This is a genomic window from Saccharopolyspora sp. NPDC002376, assembly GCF_053593195.1.
Map to the genome: position 1 here is coordinate 102,402 of NZ_JBSFBZ010000002.1, position 15,928 is coordinate 118,329.

Annotated in this window: 12 protein-coding genes and 1 pseudogene; 4 read left to right on the forward strand and 9 right to left on the reverse strand. The window is 67.5% G+C overall.

The features are described 5' to 3' along the window. The first annotated feature begins 287 nt into the window (after positions 1-287). From ACWCO2_RS02215 to ACWCO2_RS02225, 3 genes and pseudogenes are all read left to right on the forward strand, one after another. On the forward strand, positions 288-1,490 hold the full coding sequence (locus ACWCO2_RS02215; RefSeq protein WP_450125868.1) for a lycopene cyclase family protein: 1,203 nt from the start codon (positions 288-290) through the stop codon (positions 1,488-1,490). Between the two features lie 203 nt (positions 1,491-1,693). Next, positions 1,694-3,418, forward strand: coding sequence for an EAL domain-containing protein (locus ACWCO2_RS02220; RefSeq protein WP_450125869.1), 1,725 nt, complete (start codon positions 1,694-1,696; stop codon positions 3,416-3,418). 123 nt (positions 3,419-3,541) lie between these two features. Then, positions 3,542-5,682, forward strand: a pseudogene (locus tag ACWCO2_RS02225) (GH92 family glycosyl hydrolase). Here the strand turns inward: ACWCO2_RS02225 and ACWCO2_RS02230 are convergent. Further along, positions 5,677-6,285 carry a hypothetical protein gene (locus ACWCO2_RS02230; RefSeq protein WP_450125870.1) on the reverse strand — a complete coding sequence of 203 codons (609 nt, stop codon included), beginning with the start codon at positions 6,283-6,285 and terminating at the stop codon, positions 5,677-5,679. The pseudogene ACWCO2_RS02225 and the gene ACWCO2_RS02230 overlap by 6 nt on opposite strands. 28 nt (positions 6,286-6,313) lie before the next feature. Next, entirely contained in the window at positions 6,314-7,267 is a 954-nt protein-coding gene (locus ACWCO2_RS02235) for a nitroreductase/quinone reductase family protein (RefSeq protein WP_450125871.1), read from the reverse strand. Between the two features lie 582 nt (positions 7,268-7,849). Between ACWCO2_RS02235 and ACWCO2_RS02240 the strand changes: the two genes are divergently transcribed. Then, entirely contained in the window at positions 7,850-9,259 is a 1,410-nt protein-coding gene (locus ACWCO2_RS02240; protein WP_450125872.1) for a DUF222 domain-containing protein, read from the forward strand. A gap of 248 nt (positions 9,260-9,507) precedes the next feature. Here the strand turns inward: ACWCO2_RS02240 and ACWCO2_RS02245 are convergent, their stop codons facing one another. From ACWCO2_RS02245 to ACWCO2_RS02275, 7 genes are read right to left on the reverse strand one after another with little or no spacing between them, the layout of a single operon-like run. Continuing rightward, a complete protein-coding gene (locus ACWCO2_RS02245; RefSeq protein ID WP_450125873.1) occupies positions 9,508-9,918 on the reverse strand; it encodes a metal-sulfur cluster assembly factor in 411 nt (136 codons plus the stop codon). Next, the gene (sufU, locus tag ACWCO2_RS02250) at positions 9,915-10,373 is read right to left on the reverse strand and encodes a Fe-S cluster assembly sulfur transfer protein SufU (RefSeq protein ID WP_450125874.1); all 459 of its coding nucleotides are present in this window, start codon (positions 10,371-10,373) and stop codon (positions 9,915-9,917) included. Before sufU ends, ACWCO2_RS02245 begins: the two co-directional genes overlap by 4 nt. A 23-nt stretch (positions 10,374-10,396) precedes the next feature. Beyond that, positions 10,397-11,695: a cysteine desulfurase gene (locus tag ACWCO2_RS02255; protein ID WP_450125875.1), complete on the reverse strand. Its 1,299-nt coding sequence runs from the start codon at positions 11,693-11,695 to the stop codon at positions 10,397-10,399. Beyond that, positions 11,692-12,465, reverse strand: a complete 774-nt coding sequence (sufC, locus tag ACWCO2_RS02260) for a Fe-S cluster assembly ATPase SufC (RefSeq protein ID WP_450125876.1) — start codon at positions 12,463-12,465, stop codon at positions 11,692-11,694. The genes ACWCO2_RS02255 and sufC overlap by 4 nt, the downstream gene beginning before the upstream one ends. Before the next feature lie 39 nt (positions 12,466-12,504). Next, a complete protein-coding gene (gene sufD, locus ACWCO2_RS02265; RefSeq protein ID WP_450125877.1) occupies positions 12,505-13,692 on the reverse strand; it encodes a Fe-S cluster assembly protein SufD in 1,188 nt (395 codons plus the stop codon). Position 13,693: 1 nt separating this feature from the next. After that, positions 13,694-15,148 (reverse strand): Fe-S cluster assembly protein SufB, encoded by a 1,455-nt coding sequence (sufB, locus tag ACWCO2_RS02270; RefSeq protein WP_450125878.1) that lies wholly within the window; start codon positions 15,146-15,148, stop codon positions 13,694-13,696. After that, positions 15,145-15,885, reverse strand: a complete 741-nt coding sequence (locus tag ACWCO2_RS02275) for a helix-turn-helix transcriptional regulator (protein ID WP_450126010.1) — start codon at positions 15,883-15,885, stop codon at positions 15,145-15,147. The genes sufB and ACWCO2_RS02275 overlap by 4 nt, the downstream gene beginning before the upstream one ends. Positions 15,886-15,928 lie beyond the last annotated feature (43 nt).

Consider the following 15,928-nt stretch of genomic DNA (forward strand, 5'->3'; position numbering starts at 1 on the left):
GCGTGGCGGTGCAGGTAGCGCAACCTCAGCGCCCGCCTGGACTGCGGGTGTCCACCCTTATGTATGGCCAAAGACACGGCGGATGGGCCGTCCTCGCCAGATGAACGCTGAGAACCCGCGGCGGTGCAAGCACCGAGAGTGGGCTAAACGCCTCCGCCGTTTCAGAGACAAAGACCAGGTTTGAAAACGGGTACTTGGCCTGTCACCGAATTCGATCTGCGTGATGTTCGGCGGCGGAGGCGATGCCCTGGCGGCGGGGCCGATGCGGGGCGTGATCTGATTTCACCGTGGCAGATGTCGTGGTGGTCGGCGGCGGTCCGGCGGGGCGGGCCGCGGCTGCGGCTTGCAGCGACACCGGGCTCGAGGTCGTGCTGGTCGATCCGGCGCCGCGCCGCGTGTGGCCGCACACCTACGGCTCCTGGCGCGACGAACTGCCTGCGTCGATCCCCGACACCGCGCTGGCCTCGGTCGTGGACCGGATGGCACTGCACGGCACGCACCAGCACGAATGGACCCGGCAGTACGCCGTTCTGGACAACACCGCGCTGTGGAGGCACCTCTGGCGCCACGACGTCGCGGAGATCACCGGACGCGCGAAGGCCGCCGAGCACGGGCCCACCGGATCGACCGTGGTGCTCAAGGACGGCAGGCGGATCGCCGCAGCGATTGTCGTCGACGCGACCGGCGCGGCCCGGACGCTCTCCGGTGGCCGCCCGACGCACACGCCCGCGCAGCAGAGCGCGGTCGGCTGGGTGGTCAGCGCCGCGGCCGCCGAGCCGTTCTGCGGCCGCGACTCGGGCGTGTTCATGGACTGGCGCCCGGCCCCGCAGACGCGCGGTGGCTGGCCGACGTTCCTCTACGCCGTGCACGTCGGGCCGGACCGGGTGCTGCTGGAGGAGACCTCGCTGGCACGGCGTCCCGCCCTGCCGCTGGCTCAGCTGCGCAGGCGGCTGGCTGGACGGCTCGCGGCAGCCGGAGTGGACGAGTCGGAGCGAATCACCGAGGAGCGGGTGCGGTTCCCGGTCGACGACCCGCTCCCCCGGCCGGGACGGGTGATCCCGTTCGGCGCGGCCGCTGGCTTCGTGCACCCGGCGAGCGGGTTCAGCATCGCCGCGTCGCTGCAGCGCGCTCCGTGGTTGGCGGCAGCGATCAGCGCAGCCCTGCCGTCCGGCCCGGCAGTGGCGGCACGCACGGGTTGGTCGATCCTCTGGCCACCACGCGCTGTGACAGGCCACGTGCTGCGACACCGGGCACTTCAAGCACTGCTGTCATTTCCGCCCGAGCAGGTGCCGGAGTTCTTCGAGCTGTTCTTCGGGCTCGACGAGAGGCACCGAACGGCCTTCCTGACCCCCGACAACGATCCGACCGGCACGGCAGCGGCGATGTCCGCCCTGTTCGCGAGCGCGCCGTGGCGCGTCCGCCGCCAGCTGGCGCTAGGCGGCTTGTCGGTCGGCCACCGCCTCGCCCGCCACGGCCTCGGCGGCAGCTGACACCTGGGCTTTTCCGGCAGACCGGGCACGGAACGTGGCTGGTCTGCTGCGAATTGTTGTGTCAACCGCCACCCGCTGACGGCAACCCGTGTTCGGTGCTGGTCAAGCACGCTAAGTTGGTCGGCGGGGAGAGGCGGTCCTCCACCGAGGAGGAGGAACTGAGATGTCGGTGAACAGGTCGTGAACACCGTCGATGGAGCAGCATGAGTGCGGGCAACATCGACTCCGTGCTAGCGCTGGTTGACGAAGTGCGCTTCGCCTTCCAGCCGTTGATCAACATCAAGACCGGAGCCATCGTCGCAATCGAGGCGTTGGCCCGACCAGCTGGCAAGCACGTCCAAGAGCTGTTCCAGGAGGCTGCCCGGCAACGGCGGCTGACCGAGCTGGACGTGGCATTGGCGACTTCGGCGCTGACCGCTGCCGCCGAGCACGAATCGCTGCTGCCGCTGCACCTGAACATCTTCGGCGGCACGGTCATCCACGACCTCGAGCGGCTGGACCTGCTGCGCGATCGGCTGCGCGAGATCGGCCGCCGCGAGCAGGAGGTGACGCTGGAGATCGGCCCGCCGTTCGCCCGGCTGAACACCGATGACCTGCTGGCCGGGGTGGACAAGCTGCGCGCCGACGGGTTCCAGATCGCGCTGGACGGCGTCGGCGACGGCGATGTGCCGCTGACGCTGATCGCCGACATCGGCCCGGCCGTGGTCAAGCTGGACCGCGGGGTAGTCCAGCAGCTGCCGGACAGCCCGGCGCGGGTCGCGGTGGTCGAGTCGGTGCGGCACCTGTGCGAGTCCACCGAGAGCCAGCTGGTCGCCGAAGGCGTGGAGAACGAGCGCCAGCTGACCACCTTGCGCCGCAACGGCGTCCGCCTGGTGCAGGGCAACCTGCTCGCTCCCGCGGCACGGCGGCCACCGACGGCCAGCAGCGTGCCCGGGGTGGCGGCGGAGGTGACCGATCCGCACGGTCCGCCGATCAGCTCGCTGGCCAGCGGACCCCGGGTGACCGAGTTCCTGTCCCCCGCGACGATCCTGCCCACCGACGTCACCGCCGACAAGGTGCGCGGCGTGCTGGCCGACCACCCGGAGATCAGCGGCGTGGTGCTGGTCGACGACGAGAACCGGCCGCAGTGGACCATCGACCGCAACCGGTTCCTGCTCGCGGTGACCGGCCCGTACGGCCACGCGCTGCACGCCAAGCGCCCGGCGTCGCGGCTGGCCGACGAGCCTCGGGTGGTGACCACCGCGACCACGGCGATGGAAGCGCTGAGCCTGGTCACCCGCTCCGATCAGAACCGGATGTACGACGATGCGATCGTGGTCGACGAGCCCGGCCGGTGCCTAGGCGCGGTGCGCGCCGGTGACCTGATCCGCGGCATGGCAGAGCTGAAGGTGGAGGAGGCGGCGGCGCTGAACCCTCTGACCCGGCTGCCGGGCAGCGACGCGATCGCCCGCGACGTCACCCGCCGCATCGCCGCCGACGAGGTCTTCGCGGTGAGCTGGCTGGACATCGACGGGTTCAAGACGGTCAACGACACGGTCGGTTTCTCCGCCGGCGACGACCTGATCCGCGCCGTCGGCCGCAGCCTGACCGACGCGGCGACCGCGCTGAGCTCAGTGCAGGTCGGGCACGTCGGCGGCGACGACTTCCTGCTGGTGGCCGACCTCGACGACCTGGTGTCGCTGGCCGAGCTGGTGCTCGCCCCGGAGCGCTCGGCGGGCGGTGCGGCGGTGAGCCTGTCGCTGGCGACGCTGGTGTGCACTCCGAGCACCGTGTCGGGCTACGACGAGGTGTCCAGCCGCCTGGCGCCGCTAAAGAAGCACGCCAAGTCGTTGACCGGATCGAGCTGGGTCATGTCCCGCCCCGGCTCGGACCGCATCGAAGTGCTCCGCGGCGAACGCTCCGACACTCCGCAAGATTCGGATCGCTAGTCCAGGTCAGAGCCCTCTGACGAAGAGGATCACTCACACGGACGATTGTCGCGAACCGCCTTAATCGCCCTAGTCTGGTGGTCGAACGAAGTTTGACAACGTTGTCAAAGGCGTGGAGGGCTCGTGCCAGCACACCGCCATCGGCTCGCGACCACCGCAGCGCTGCTGTTGACCGCGCTGACCGCCACCCAACTGCCCGCCGCCGCGCAACCCACCGACCCGGTCCGCGCGGTGAACACCTTCATCGGCACCAAGGACGAGGGCAACACGTTCCCCGGCGCCGCCGCCCCGTTCGGCATGACGCAGGTCAGCCCGATCGGCACGCACTACGCGGGATGGCGCTACGACGACGCCCGGATCAAGGGCTTCGGCCACTTCTTCCTCTCCGGCGCGGGATGCTGGGAGCAAGGCGGACTGGTCTCGACTCTGCCCACCGCCGGCAGCATCGGCGCCGGCCCCGATCACGACTTCGACATCACCGCACCGTCCACATTCGACCAGGACCAGTACGCCTCGGCCTATACCCACGACGGCGAAGTCGGCGAGGCGGGCTACTACCGGACCCGGCTGACCGACCGCGGCGGCATCGACGTGGAAGCGACGGCCGACACGCGCGTCGGCGCCGAGCGCTACACGTTCGACGACGGTCCCGCGAACGTCTTCCTCAACGTCGGGCAGGCCAACGAACGCAACCCGGTCAAGGCCAGCGGCCTGGAGGCGGTCGACGACCACACGGTGCGAGGTTGGGTGCGCAGCAAGGGTTTCTGCGGCGGCAAGGATTACACGCTCTGGTTCACCACGCGCTTCGACAAGCCGGTGGAGTCCTTCGGCACGTGGCAGCCCGACGGCGGGCAGTTCGACCGCCGCTCGGTTTCCGGCGGTGAAGGCCTGCGCGGCGCGTGGCTGACCTTCGGCGATGACCAGGTCACCGCGACCACCTCGATATCCTATGTGGACGCTTTAGGCGCGGACGCGAACCTGGCCGCGGAGGGCTCGCGCGGCTTCGACCAGATCCGCCAGCAGACCCAGAACCGCTGGAGCCGCGAACTCGACCGGATCCGGGTGACGGGCGGAACTCCGGACGACTCAGCGGTTTTCTACACCTCGCTCTACCACGTCCTGCTGCAACCGTCGACCGCCACGGACGCCGACGGCCGGTACCGGGGTTTCGACGACGCGATCCACCGCGCCGAGGACTGGACCTACTACCAGTTCTTCTCGCTGTGGGACACCTATCGCACGCAGAACCAGCTGCTGGCGCTGCTGGCCCCGGACCGCGCGCGGGACATCGCGCGCAGCGTGCTGACGATCGACGAGCAGGGTGGCTGGCTGCCGCGCTGAGCGTACGCGAGCTTCGAGACGAACACCATGACGGGCGACCCGGTCACGCCGTTCCTGGTGGACCTGTGGCGCTTCGGCGCGCTGGACGGACGCGAGCAGCAGGCCTACGAAGCGTTGCGGCGCAACGCAAACGAGGTCCCACCAGCGGATTCGCAGCTCGAAGGCCGCGCTGGCAACGACTCGTACCTGTCGCAGGGTTTCGTGCAGTACGACCCGGACTTCCCGAAGAAGGGCCAGGACGTCGATCCGGCGCACGGCGGCTCAGCGACCATGGAATACGCGCTGGCCGACTGCTCGCTGTCCCAGATGGCCGGAGCGCTGGGACGCACTGAAGACGCAGCGCAGCTGGCGGAACGCGGGCGGAACTGGCGCAACACAAGGACCCGGCGCGCACGGCCCGCGAGGAGTGGGTGATCGACCCGTACGACTACTACGGCCAGTTCCGCTACAACCCGAACAACGAACCGGACCTGCACGCACCGTGGATGTACTCGCTGATCGGTCGACCGGCGAAGACCTCGGCGGTGGTCCGCGCCCAGCAGACGCTGTTCACCAACGCTCCCGACGGGGTGACCGGCAACGACGACCTGGGCACGATGTCGGCCTGGTACGTCTTCAGCGCCCTCGGCCTGTACCCCACGACACCGGGCACGGGCCAGTTCGTGCTGAACGCGCCGAGGTTCACCAAAGCAGTGGTGCGGATTCCTGGCGGAGCACCGTTGACCATCACCGCCGCGAACGCCGACGGGGCGAAACTCCAGTACGTGGACGAGGTTCGCGTGTCGAACGCCCCGCAGGAGCAGGTATGGGTCGACCTGGAACGCATCCGCGCAGGCGGCAAGATCGACTACCGCCTGTCCGGATCTCCCACCGACTGGGGCACGGGTCCCGGGGCCGCTCCCCCGTCCCCGTGCCGATCATGACGGGCCTTCCGAACCTGCCGGGTATTCCTGGAGGGGCACGAGATCCCTCGACCAGGCCGACAGGACAGAGGTGACGACCCGCCAGGCCTCCTCCGCTTCGTCGCCGCCCGTCGCTGAGGTGATTCGCAGAACGTGCCTGATCTCCGACGACGCGAGCACAACACCCCCGTCCGCGGACATCTTCGAGAGAACCAGGCTGTCCACCGTCAGATTCGAACCGCTGATCACCAGCGCACCGGGCGATTCCAGAACCGCGCCGTGGAACGTGACGTGCGGTACCACCAAGTTGACCAGACGAACCTCGCCTGAGCAGCTAAAACCCGCTCCCGCGTGAAGGCGACCTCGGATCGTCGTATCGGAGAGGTGCACTGTCGCGACGAGCAGATCGACCGACGACTTCCCCGCGTCACCACCGTCCGCGGGCTTGCAGCCACCTCCCGTCAACTCCAGGTCGGTGAGCGTCAAGTCGCCGGACACTTCGCTGGTCGTGATGCGCAAGGCTTCGCCGCCCGGGGAGATCAGCTTGCCGTTGCAGATCGACACGAAACCGCTGACCGTGCTGTTGGAAAGGTTGAAGGACGTGCCTTCGACACCATCGAGCATCACATCACCGATCAATTCGGTGGCGGGCTCACGGGATGTTCGGGGCTGGGCCGAGGGTGTTGAGGGCTGTGACGATCGTTTTCTCTTCGTAGGTGAAGTGGGCTTCGAGGTCCTGCGTCAGGGTCTCGAGGTAGTTCTTCAGCTTTGCTGGGTCGCTCTTGCCCGGTACGTACTCGTCTACGAGCTGGCGGATCTCCTCTTGCAGCTGGGATACGACCGTGTGCTCCTTGTCGAGCTTCTCCAGCACTGGAGTTAGTTCGGGGAACTGCTGTGCCAGCATGGGGAAGGCGCCCCGGTCTTCACCGGTGTGGTGTTGCTTCAGGGCAGTGCAGAACTCTGCGCAATGCGTTCGCAGCTGCTGGGCCAGGTTCGGCTTCGGGCGGTCGAGATCGGTTGAGGTCGTGTTGCCCTCGATGATCTCATCCAGTTGGCGGTGGAGTACTGCGAGTTCCTCGCGCAGCCAGTCGTGGGCTTCTACCAGGAAGTCGCCCAGGCCTCGGACTCTCTCCTCACCTGGGGAGTCCTGAGTGGACACCAGGTTTGGGTCGAGCCGGCGCAGGATGATCACCGGGAGGACTCTCGTCGTCTTCCTCTGGTACTCCCGCATGCCCTCGTCCTGCTCCGCAACCGCGGCGAAGAGTTCGTCGCGTTGCTCGCCGGTTGTGACGGTTGCGATCGCCTCGTAGGTTTCAGTACCGGTCTCGACCGTGACCTGCGGGTTCTTGCGGATGTTGTGGTACCAGGCGGGGTTCTTCGGACCGCCCATCACCGAGGCGACGACCAGTGGTTGGCCGTCGATCTCGAAGTAGCCAAGCGGGGTTTCCCGGCGTTCGCCGGTGCGGGCACCGGTCGTCGTCAGGACGCATACCGACCAGCCTTCCATCCAGCCGGTCAGCTTTCCTTCGTTCCTCCGGAACTCCGCTATCACCTGGCTGTTGAAGGCTTGGACGTCGAAGTTCTCGTTGGCCTTTTTCTCGAGCATGCAAACCTTTCCGGATCTTGATCGATCGGAGGGTTGGCATCGAGATGCAGACACACTGAAGCCCCGCTGGCCAGGGACGTGGAGGCAGGCGCGTTGGACCGCACGACTTTGCAGTCCGACGAAACCAGGTGCGGGACACTTTGTTTCGTGTCGCAGCTCGATGGTGGCTTTAGAAGCCGCTACCTCCATGTGTAGGCCCATCCGGGGCTCGCTTGGAGGTTAGCAGCGGTTTGGTTTGGGTTGCAAGGCTTTTGATCGTTCGCGGTGGCTGCCGTGGCGGCCGGGACCATTGACCGTTCCCTCGTTGGTGGGGCCATCCCCGTGATTGGTGGATCGTGGGACAGCCGGGCGGGATGGGACGAGACAGGGCGGAGCATGGGCGAGTGTGCTCTTTTTCGGGCTGGACGGGTTGTTGCTTGTGGCCGCTTTTGGTTGCGGATCATCGAATCTGGCTATTTGAAATGACTTTCAGATTTGACCTGCCTGGATCGCCATCCATGGGTAGCTTGACGCTCGCTGATCACCGGATCGTGCTACCTTTAAGTGGTCGAAATTGTGTTCGATTGTTGCGATAATTGAATCATGGAACCGATGACCACCTTCGCCACGACCCCCGGCCCGAGCGCCGGGGCAGTCGTGGCTGCGACTGCGCCCACGGATGTGTCCGTGCCTGGTGCTGCGGTCGTTGAGTCGTGGGTGGAGTCATCGCAGGTGGCGTCGTACTCCGATGTCGAGCTCACTTCCCGAATCGCGGAGATCGAGCGTTCCATACGGCAGGCGAGGATGGAACAGCTGGCACTCATCGCCGAAGCTGACCGCCGCCGCCTGTTCACCGAACAAGGCGCGCGGTCCACTCAAGCGTGGCTGCAAGGCTTGCTCCGCATCGATTCTCGCGAAGCCAAGAACCGCATCCAAGTCGCCACCGAGGTGACGACGTCCTCGGACGAGCACAACGAATCGTCGCCGGCTGAATTGCCCATCACGGCCGAGTCTTTGACCGAGGGAACGATGGGAGTCGAGCACGCGACGATCATCGCGCGCTGCATCCGAACCCTGCCTGACACCGCACAACACCGTACGCACGAAGTCGAGGCACTGCTGGTCGAGAACGCGCACCGAATGTGCCCGCGCGACCTGGCAAAGCTGGCCGAGCGGATCAAGTACGTCTTCGACCAGGACGGAGCGCTTCAGGACGAACGCGCCCAACACGAGGCGCGAGAACTGCACTACGCGACTGCTCGCGACGGCATGCTGGTTATCAAAGCGCGCCTTGACCGCGAGACCGGCGCGAAGTTCGTCGAGGCCCTCCGCCCCCTGGCCGCACCGCGCCCGGAGACCGATGGAGAGAAGAACGCCCGCTCAGTCGGCCAGCGCAACGCGGACGGATTCGCGGCAATGGTCGACCTGGTCCTCGACTCCGACCAGATGCCGCGCACCGGCGGCCAGCGCCCCCACCTCACGGTCACCATCGACTTCGACGACCTCAAGAACAACCTGACCAGTGAGTTCCCCGGCACCTTGACTGCGACCGAGCAGTCCATCACCGCCGAGAACATCCGCCGCATCGCCTGCGACGCCGAGGTACTGCCCATGGTTCTAGGCGGCGACAGCCTCCCCCTCAATGTGGGAACCACGCAGCGAACCGCGCCCACCCACATCCGCGCAGCGCTCCTGCAACGTGACGGCGTGTGCGCGTTCCCGGGCTGCGACCGACCGCCGGGCACTCCGCAGGCCCACCACATCAAGCACTGGGTCGACGGCGGCCCCACCGAGATCAACAACATGGTGATGCTCTGCCCGCACCACCACCGAAGGATCCACGACCAGCACTGGACGATCACCACGCATCAAGGACGCCCGATGTTCACCCCACCGTCCAACATGGACAACTCGAGAACTCCACGCCCCGGCGGCAAAGCCCTACCAGCCGCCTACCGGGACAACCTCCGGGGACTCATCCCCACCCCAAGAACCCCGGAGGTCACCCCATGACGCCCACGCCCGAAAGCCCGGGCGCAACCCCCACACGCCCAACAAGACCCAGCCCGACGAAACCAGCCACAACCACCCAGAAAGGCGACCCGATGGCTCACAACAGGCGGGGATGACCCCACCAACAACCGAACGGACACAAGTCCCAAGCACCTTGAAAACTCAACAGCGGACAAAGGAAAGGGGCACCGGGCAACAAAGCCCAGCACCCCTAATCCAAAGAGCGCAGAGATCCGGAGATCCGGAGATCACACAGTGAACCCGAGAGCCCGCAACTGCTCCCGGCCTTCCTCCGTGATCTTCTCCGGCCCCCACGGCGGCATCCAAACCCAGTTGATCCGGAAGTCGGTGACCAGACCGCCACCGGGCCCACCGGTCAGAGCAGCCCGAGCCTGGTCCTCGATGACATCGGTCAACGGGCAAGCCGCCGAGGTCAACGTCATGTCGACGGTAGCGGAGTTGTCCTGCTCAACCCGGATGTCGTAGACCAGGCCGAGGTCCACGACGTTGATGCCCAGCTCCGGGTCGACGACGTCGCGCATCGCCTCTTCCACGTCCTCCAGCGAGGCGAGCTCGGCGGAAGGAGCGGCCTGCTCCGGCAGCGCCTCAGCGCTGCGCACCACGTCGGTTTCCTGCTGCACCGGGGCTTGCTCGCTCATGAAGCCTCCTCGACAACTACGCGGGACACCGCGTCCTTGAAAGCCATCCAACCCAGCAGCGCGCACTTCACGCGCATCGGGTACTTCGCCACACCCGCGAACGCGATTCCGTCCTCGAGCACGTCCTCGTCCGGTTCCACCTTGCCGCGGCCGTGCATCAGCTCGCTGAAGGCCGCCTCAGTGGCCATCGCCTCCTTCAGCGGCTTGCCGACCACCAGGTCGGTCAGCACCGACACGGCGGCCTGGCTGATCGAACAGCCCTGCCCCGCATAGGACACGTCCTCCACGGTCGCGTCCTCGTCGGCACCGGTCAACCGCACCCGGAGGGTGACTTCGTCGCCGCATGTCGGATTCACCTGGAACGACTCGGCGTCGAAGGGTTCCCGCAGTCCGCGGTGGTGCGGGTTGCGGTAGTGGTCCAGGATGATCTCCTGGTACATCTGCTCCAGCTGCATGAAGGATTCCCCAGCAGGTCCGGTCAAGCCACCCCGAAGAAGCGCTGCGCCTCGCGCACCGCGTCCACCAACGCCTTGACCTCGTCCAGTTCGTTGTACAAGTAGAAGGACGCCCGCACGCTAGCCGGAATTCCCAACCTGCGGTGCAGCGGCCAGGCGCAGTGGTGTCCGACCCGGACTTCCACCCCGCGATCGTCCAGCACCTGACCGGCGTCGTGCGGGTGCACACCGTCGATCACGAACGACACCGTGCCGCCACGGTTCTCGGTGCTGGTGGGCCCGACGATGCGCACTCCGTCGATCGCCGACAGCTCGCGCAGCGCCAGCTCGGCGAGCTGCCGCTCGTGCGCCGCGATACGGTCCATGCCGATCGCGGTCAGGTAGTCCACCGCCGCCCCGAGGCCGATGGCCTGGGACGTCATCGGCACACCGGCCTCGAACCGCTGCGGCGGTGCGGCGAACGTGGAGCGCTCCATGTGCACCAGTTCGATCATCGAACCGCCGGTGATGAACGGCGGCATCCCCGCCAGCAGCTCGCGGCGGCCGTAGAGCACGCCGATGCCGGACGGGCCGAGCATCTTGTGCCCGGAGAACACCGCGAAGTCCACGCCGAGCGCCTTGAAGTCCACCGTCTTGTGCGGCACCGACTGGCAGGCGTCGAGCACGACCAGCGCACCAACCTGGTGGGCCCGCTCGACGATCTGCTCCGTCGGGTTCACCGTGCCCAGCACGTTGGACTGGTGGGTGAAGGCCACCAGCTTGGTCCGCTCGGTGATCACACCATCCACATCGGACAGGTCGAGCCGGCCCTCGTCGGTGATCCCGAACCAGCGCAGCGTGGCACCGGTGCGCTCGCACAACTGCTGCCACGGCACCAGGTTCGCGTGGTGCTCCATCTCGGTCACCACGATCTCGTCGCCAGGCCCGAGGCGGAAGCGCTCGGCCTCCGCCCCGGACGTGGCGGCGTTGCTCATGGCGTAGGCGACGAGGTTGACGCCCTCGGTGGCGTTCTTGGTGAACACCACCTCGTCGACGCCGACCCCGACCAGGCGAGCGATGCGCTCGCGGGCGCCCTCATACGCGTCCGTGGCCTCCTCGGCGAGCTGGTGCGCGCCGCGGTGCACCGCCGCATTGGAGTGCTCCAGGAAGGAGCGCTCCGCGTCGAGCACCTGGCGCGGCCGTTGCGAGGTCGCCCCGGAGTCCAGGTAAACCAGGCGTTGACCGTCGCGGACGGTGCGTCCCAGGATCGGGAAGTCCGCGCGGATCGCCGCCACATCCAACGGCGTGCTCGCACCCTCGGTGCGAGGAGGCTGAACGGTCATGACTGGGCTGCCGCCTCCTTCTTGCCGGTGAAGCGCACGTAGCCGTTGGCCTCCAGCTCGTCGGCCAGCTCGGCGCCGCCGGACTCCACGACCTTGCCCTCGGCGAAGACGTGCACGTAGTCCGGGGTGATGTGCTTCAGGATCCGGGTGTAGTGCGTGATCAGCAGAACGCCCTTACCACCCTTGCCGCAGTAGCGGTTGACGCCCTCGGACACCACGCGCAGCGCGTCGACGTCCAGGCCGGAGTCGGTCTCGTCCAGGATCGCGAACTTCGGGTCCAGCAGGTCCAGCTGCAGGATCTCGTGCCGCTTCTTCTCACCACCGGAGAAGCCCTCGTTGACGCTGCGCTCGGCGAACGACGGGTCGATGTCCAGGTCCGACATGGCCTGCTTGACTTCCTTGACCCACTTGCGGATCTGCGGCGCCTCGCCGCGGACCGCGGTCGCCGCGGTGCGCAGGAAGTTCGACATCGACACGCCCGGCACCTCGACCGGGTACTGCATGGCGAGGAACAGACCCGCGCGGGCCCGCTCGTCCACGCTCATCTCCAGCACGTCCTCGCCGTCCAGCAGCACCGAACCGGAGTCGATCTGGTACTTCGGGTGACCGGCGATGGCGTAGGCCAGCGTCGACTTGCCGGAACCGTTCGGGCCCATGATCGCGTGGATCTCGCCCGAGCGGATGGTCAGGTTGACGCCGTTGAGGATCGGCTTGGCGCCTTCCTCGGTGAGGACCGAGCCGTGCAGGTCCTTGATCTCCAGGGTGGCCATTTCTTCTTCGTTCTCCTGGTGTGTTCGAAAGCTTGCGGGTCAGGCGCCGACGACGGCGAGTTCGGCCTCGATGGCCGCTTCCAGCCGCTCCCGGACCTCGGGCACGGTGATCTTCTGCAGCAGCTCGCCGAAGAAACCGCGCACCACCAGGCGCCGGGCCTGGTCCTGCGGGATGCCCCGGGCCTGCAGGTAGAACAGCTGCTCGTCGTCGAAGCGGCCGGTGGCGCTGGCGTGGCCGGCGCCTTCGATCTCGCCGGTCTCGATCTCCAGGTTCGGCACCGAGTCGGCCCGCGCGCCCTCGGTCAGCACCAGGTTGCGGTTGAGCTCGTAGGTGTCCGTGCCCTCGGCCTCGGCCCGGATCAGCACGTCGCCGATCCACACCGAGTGCGCTGAGTCGCCCTGCAGCGCGCCCTTGTAGAGCACGTTGCTGCGGCAGTTGGGCGCCGAGTGGTCGACCAGCATCCGGTGCTCCAGGTGCTGGCCGGCGTCGGCGAAGTACAGGCCGATCAGCTCGGCGTCGCCGCCCTTGTCGCCGTAGTTGACGGTGGTGTTGACCCGCACCAGGTCACCGCCGAGGGTGACGGCCAGGTGCCGGAACACCGAGTCGCGGCCCAGCTTGGCGTGCTCGGAGCTGACCTGGGTGGCGTCGTCGGCCCAGTCGTGCACCGACACGATGCGCAGCTGCGCGCCGTCGCCGACGACGAACTCGACGTTGTCGCCGAGCGTGCCGGACCCGCGGTAGTCGATGACGACCACGGCTTCGGCGAACTGCTCGGCGCGAACCTGCAGGTGCCCGTACGCGACCTGGCCCTCGCCCGGTCCGTCGACCGTGATGGTGATCGGGCCTTCCGGCTTGGTGTCCTTGGCGACCGTGACGACGGTGGCCTCGGTGAACGAGCTCCACGCCTGCGCGGCGATCCGGTCGGCGGGGATGCCGCCCTCACCGATGCGCGCGTCGTCGCGGCCCACGGTCTCCACGGAGGCCCCGTCGCCGGTGACCTCCACCTTGATGTTGCCGGTGGCCGTCGCGGTGCCGTTGTGCAGACCCTTGACCCGCTTCAGCGGGGTGAACCGCCAGTCCTCCTCCCGGCCGCCGGGGACCTCGAAGGCCTCGACGTCGTAGGAGGTGAAGCGGGAGCCGCGGGACGACTGCGGGATACCAGTGCCGCCGCCGTGCGAGTGCTCTCCGAGGCCGTGCTGGGCGTCGGTCTTGGTGGTGCTCGTCATCTCAGCCGACGGCCCCTTCCATCTGCAGCTCGATCAGTCGGTTCAGTTCCAGTGCGTATTCCATCGGCAGCTCGCGGGCGATCGGCTCGACGAAACCGCGCACGATCACCGCCATCGCCTCGTCCTCGGTCAGACCGCGCTGCATCAGGTAGAACAGCTGGTCATCGCTGACCTTGGACACCGTTGCCTCGTGCCCCATGGACACGTCGTCGACGCGGACGTCGACGTACGGGTAGGTGTCGGACCGGCTGATGGTGTCGACCAGCAGCGCGTCGCACTTGACGTTCGACGAGGAGTGGTGGGCGCGCTTGGCGACCTTCACCAGACCCCGGTAGGAGGCGCGGCCACCACCGCGGGCGATCGACTTGGACACGATCGTCGAGGAGGTGTGCGGAGCCAGGTGCTCCATCTTGGCGCCCGCGTCCTGGTGCTGGCCCTCACCGGCGAACGCCACCGAGAGCACTTCGCCCTTGGCGTGCTCGCCCATCAGGAACACCGACGGGTACTTCATGGTCACCTTGGAGCCGAGGTTGCCGTCGACCCACTCCATGGTGGCGCCCTCTTCGGCCTTCGCGCGCTTGGTGACCAGGTTGTAGACGTTGGTCGACCAGTTCTGGATCGTCGTGTAGCGGCAGCGGCCGCCCTTCTTGACGACGATCTCCACGACGGCGGAGTGCAGCGAGTCGCTGGAGTAGATCGGCGCGGTGCAGCCCTCGACGTAGTGCACGTAGGCACCCTCGTCGACGATGATCAGGGTCCGCTCGAACTGGCCCATGTTCTCGGTGTTGATCCGGAAGTAGGCCTGCAGCGGGATGTCCACGTGCACGCCCGGCGGCACGTAGATGAACGAACCGCCCGACCACACCGCGGTGTTCAGCGCGGAGAACTTGTTGTCACCGGCCGGGATGACCGAGCCGAAGTACTCCTTGAACAGCTCCGGGTGTTCCTTCAGACCGGTGTCGGTGTCCAGGAAGATGACGCCCTGGTCCTCGAGGTCCTCGCGGATCTTGTGGTAGACGACCTCAGACTCGTACTGGGCGGCCACACCCGCGACGAGGCGCTGCTTCTCCGCCTCCGGGATGCCCAGCTTGTCGTAGGTGTTCTTGATGTCCTCGGGCAGGTCTTCCCAGGTCTGGGCCTGCTGCTCGGTGGAGCGGACGAAGTACTTGATGTTGTCGAAGTCGATGCCCGACAGGTCGGCGCCCCAGTTGGGCATCGGCTTGCGGTCGAACAGCCGCAGCGCCTTGAACCGGGCCTCCAGCATCCACTCCGGCTCGTCCTTCTTCGACGAGATGTCGCGGACGACGTCCTCGTTGAGGCCACGGCGGGCGCTGGCACCCGCGACGTCCGGGTCGGCCCAGCCGTACTCATAGCTGCCAACGCTGGCCAGGATCTCGTCCTGGCTCATCTGCTGGTCAGCCGTGGTGGGTGTGCGCTGCTCCGCAGCGGCAGTCATACGGACTCCCCTCCATCAGGAATCGGGGCGGTGTTCGGGTTGGGATCCGCGAACCGCGTGGTCGGCACGTGCGTGGTGCAGACCGAATCGCCGTTCGCGATGGTGGCCAACCGCTGCACGTGGGTGCCGAGTACTTCGGCGAAAGCCGCTGTCTCGGCCTCGCACAGCTGCGGGAAGTCCGCAGCGACGTGCGCCACCGGGCAGTGGTGTTGGCAGAGCTGCTCGCCGCTCGCGACGCTTCGCGTCGAGGCAGCGTAGCCCTCCCTGGTGAGCGCGTCGGCCAGGGCCTCCGCGCGATCAGCCGGGTCGTCGGCTGCGGCCAGCGCCTCGCGGTGGTTGGCCACCAGGGCGGCCATCCGTCGCTCGGCGAACTCGCGCACCGCCTGCTCACCATCGTGTTCGGCGATGAACCGCAGCGCCGCCACCGCCAAGTCGTCGTAGGCGTGTCCGAACCGCGCCCGCCCCACTTCGGTGAGCAGGAAGAGCTTGGCGGGTCGGCCACGACCGCGACGGCTCCGCGGGGAGGCTTCCCGGGTGTAGGCCTCGCCTTCGGCGACCAGCACGTCGAGGTGCCGGCGCACCGCGGTGGGGCTCAGCCCGAGTTCTTCGGCCACCGCCGCGGCGGTGATCGGTCCTCGTTCCAGCAGCAACCGCGCAACCGTGTGCCGGGTGCGTCCGTCGCCGTGCGCACCGTGCTGGGCGGCCTGGCCCGGCTCGGCCGCCGCAGCGGTGGACATCCCGACGTTTTTCACAACACGAATGTTACCTATTTCGACGCAG

Excerpts from the sequence above, each read along its gene's own strand:
- ACWCO2_RS02220 (WP_450125869.1), top strand. The coding sequence starts at position 1,694 with ATGAGTGCGGGCAACATCGACTCCGTGCTAGCGCTGGTTGACGAAGTG.
- ACWCO2_RS02230 (WP_450125870.1), bottom strand. The coding sequence starts at position 6,285 with ATGCTCGATGGTGTCGAAGGCACGTCCTTCAACCTTTCCAACAGCACG.
- ACWCO2_RS02235 (WP_450125871.1), bottom strand. The coding sequence starts at position 7,267 with ATGCTCGAGAAAAAGGCCAACGAGAACTTCGACGTCCAAGCCTTCAAC.
- ACWCO2_RS02240 (WP_450125872.1), top strand. The coding sequence starts at position 7,850 with ATGGAACCGATGACCACCTTCGCCACGACCCCCGGCCCGAGCGCCGGG.
- ACWCO2_RS02245 (WP_450125873.1), bottom strand. The coding sequence starts at position 9,918 with ATGAGCGAGCAAGCCCCGGTGCAGCAGGAAACCGACGTGGTGCGCAGC.
- sufU (WP_450125874.1), bottom strand. The coding sequence starts at position 10,373 with ATGCAGCTGGAGCAGATGTACCAGGAGATCATCCTGGACCACTACCGC.
- ACWCO2_RS02255 (WP_450125875.1), bottom strand. The coding sequence starts at position 11,695 with ATGACCGTTCAGCCTCCTCGCACCGAGGGTGCGAGCACGCCGTTGGAT.
- sufC (WP_450125876.1), bottom strand. The coding sequence starts at position 12,465 with ATGGCCACCCTGGAGATCAAGGACCTGCACGGCTCGGTCCTCACCGAG.
- sufD (WP_450125877.1), bottom strand. The coding sequence starts at position 13,692 with ATGACGAGCACCACCAAGACCGACGCCCAGCACGGCCTCGGAGAGCAC.
- sufB (WP_450125878.1), bottom strand. The coding sequence starts at position 15,148 with ATGACTGCCGCTGCGGAGCAGCGCACACCCACCACGGCTGACCAGCAG.
- ACWCO2_RS02275 (WP_450126010.1), bottom strand. The coding sequence starts at position 15,885 with ATGTCCACCGCTGCGGCGGCCGAGCCGGGCCAGGCCGCCCAGCACGGT.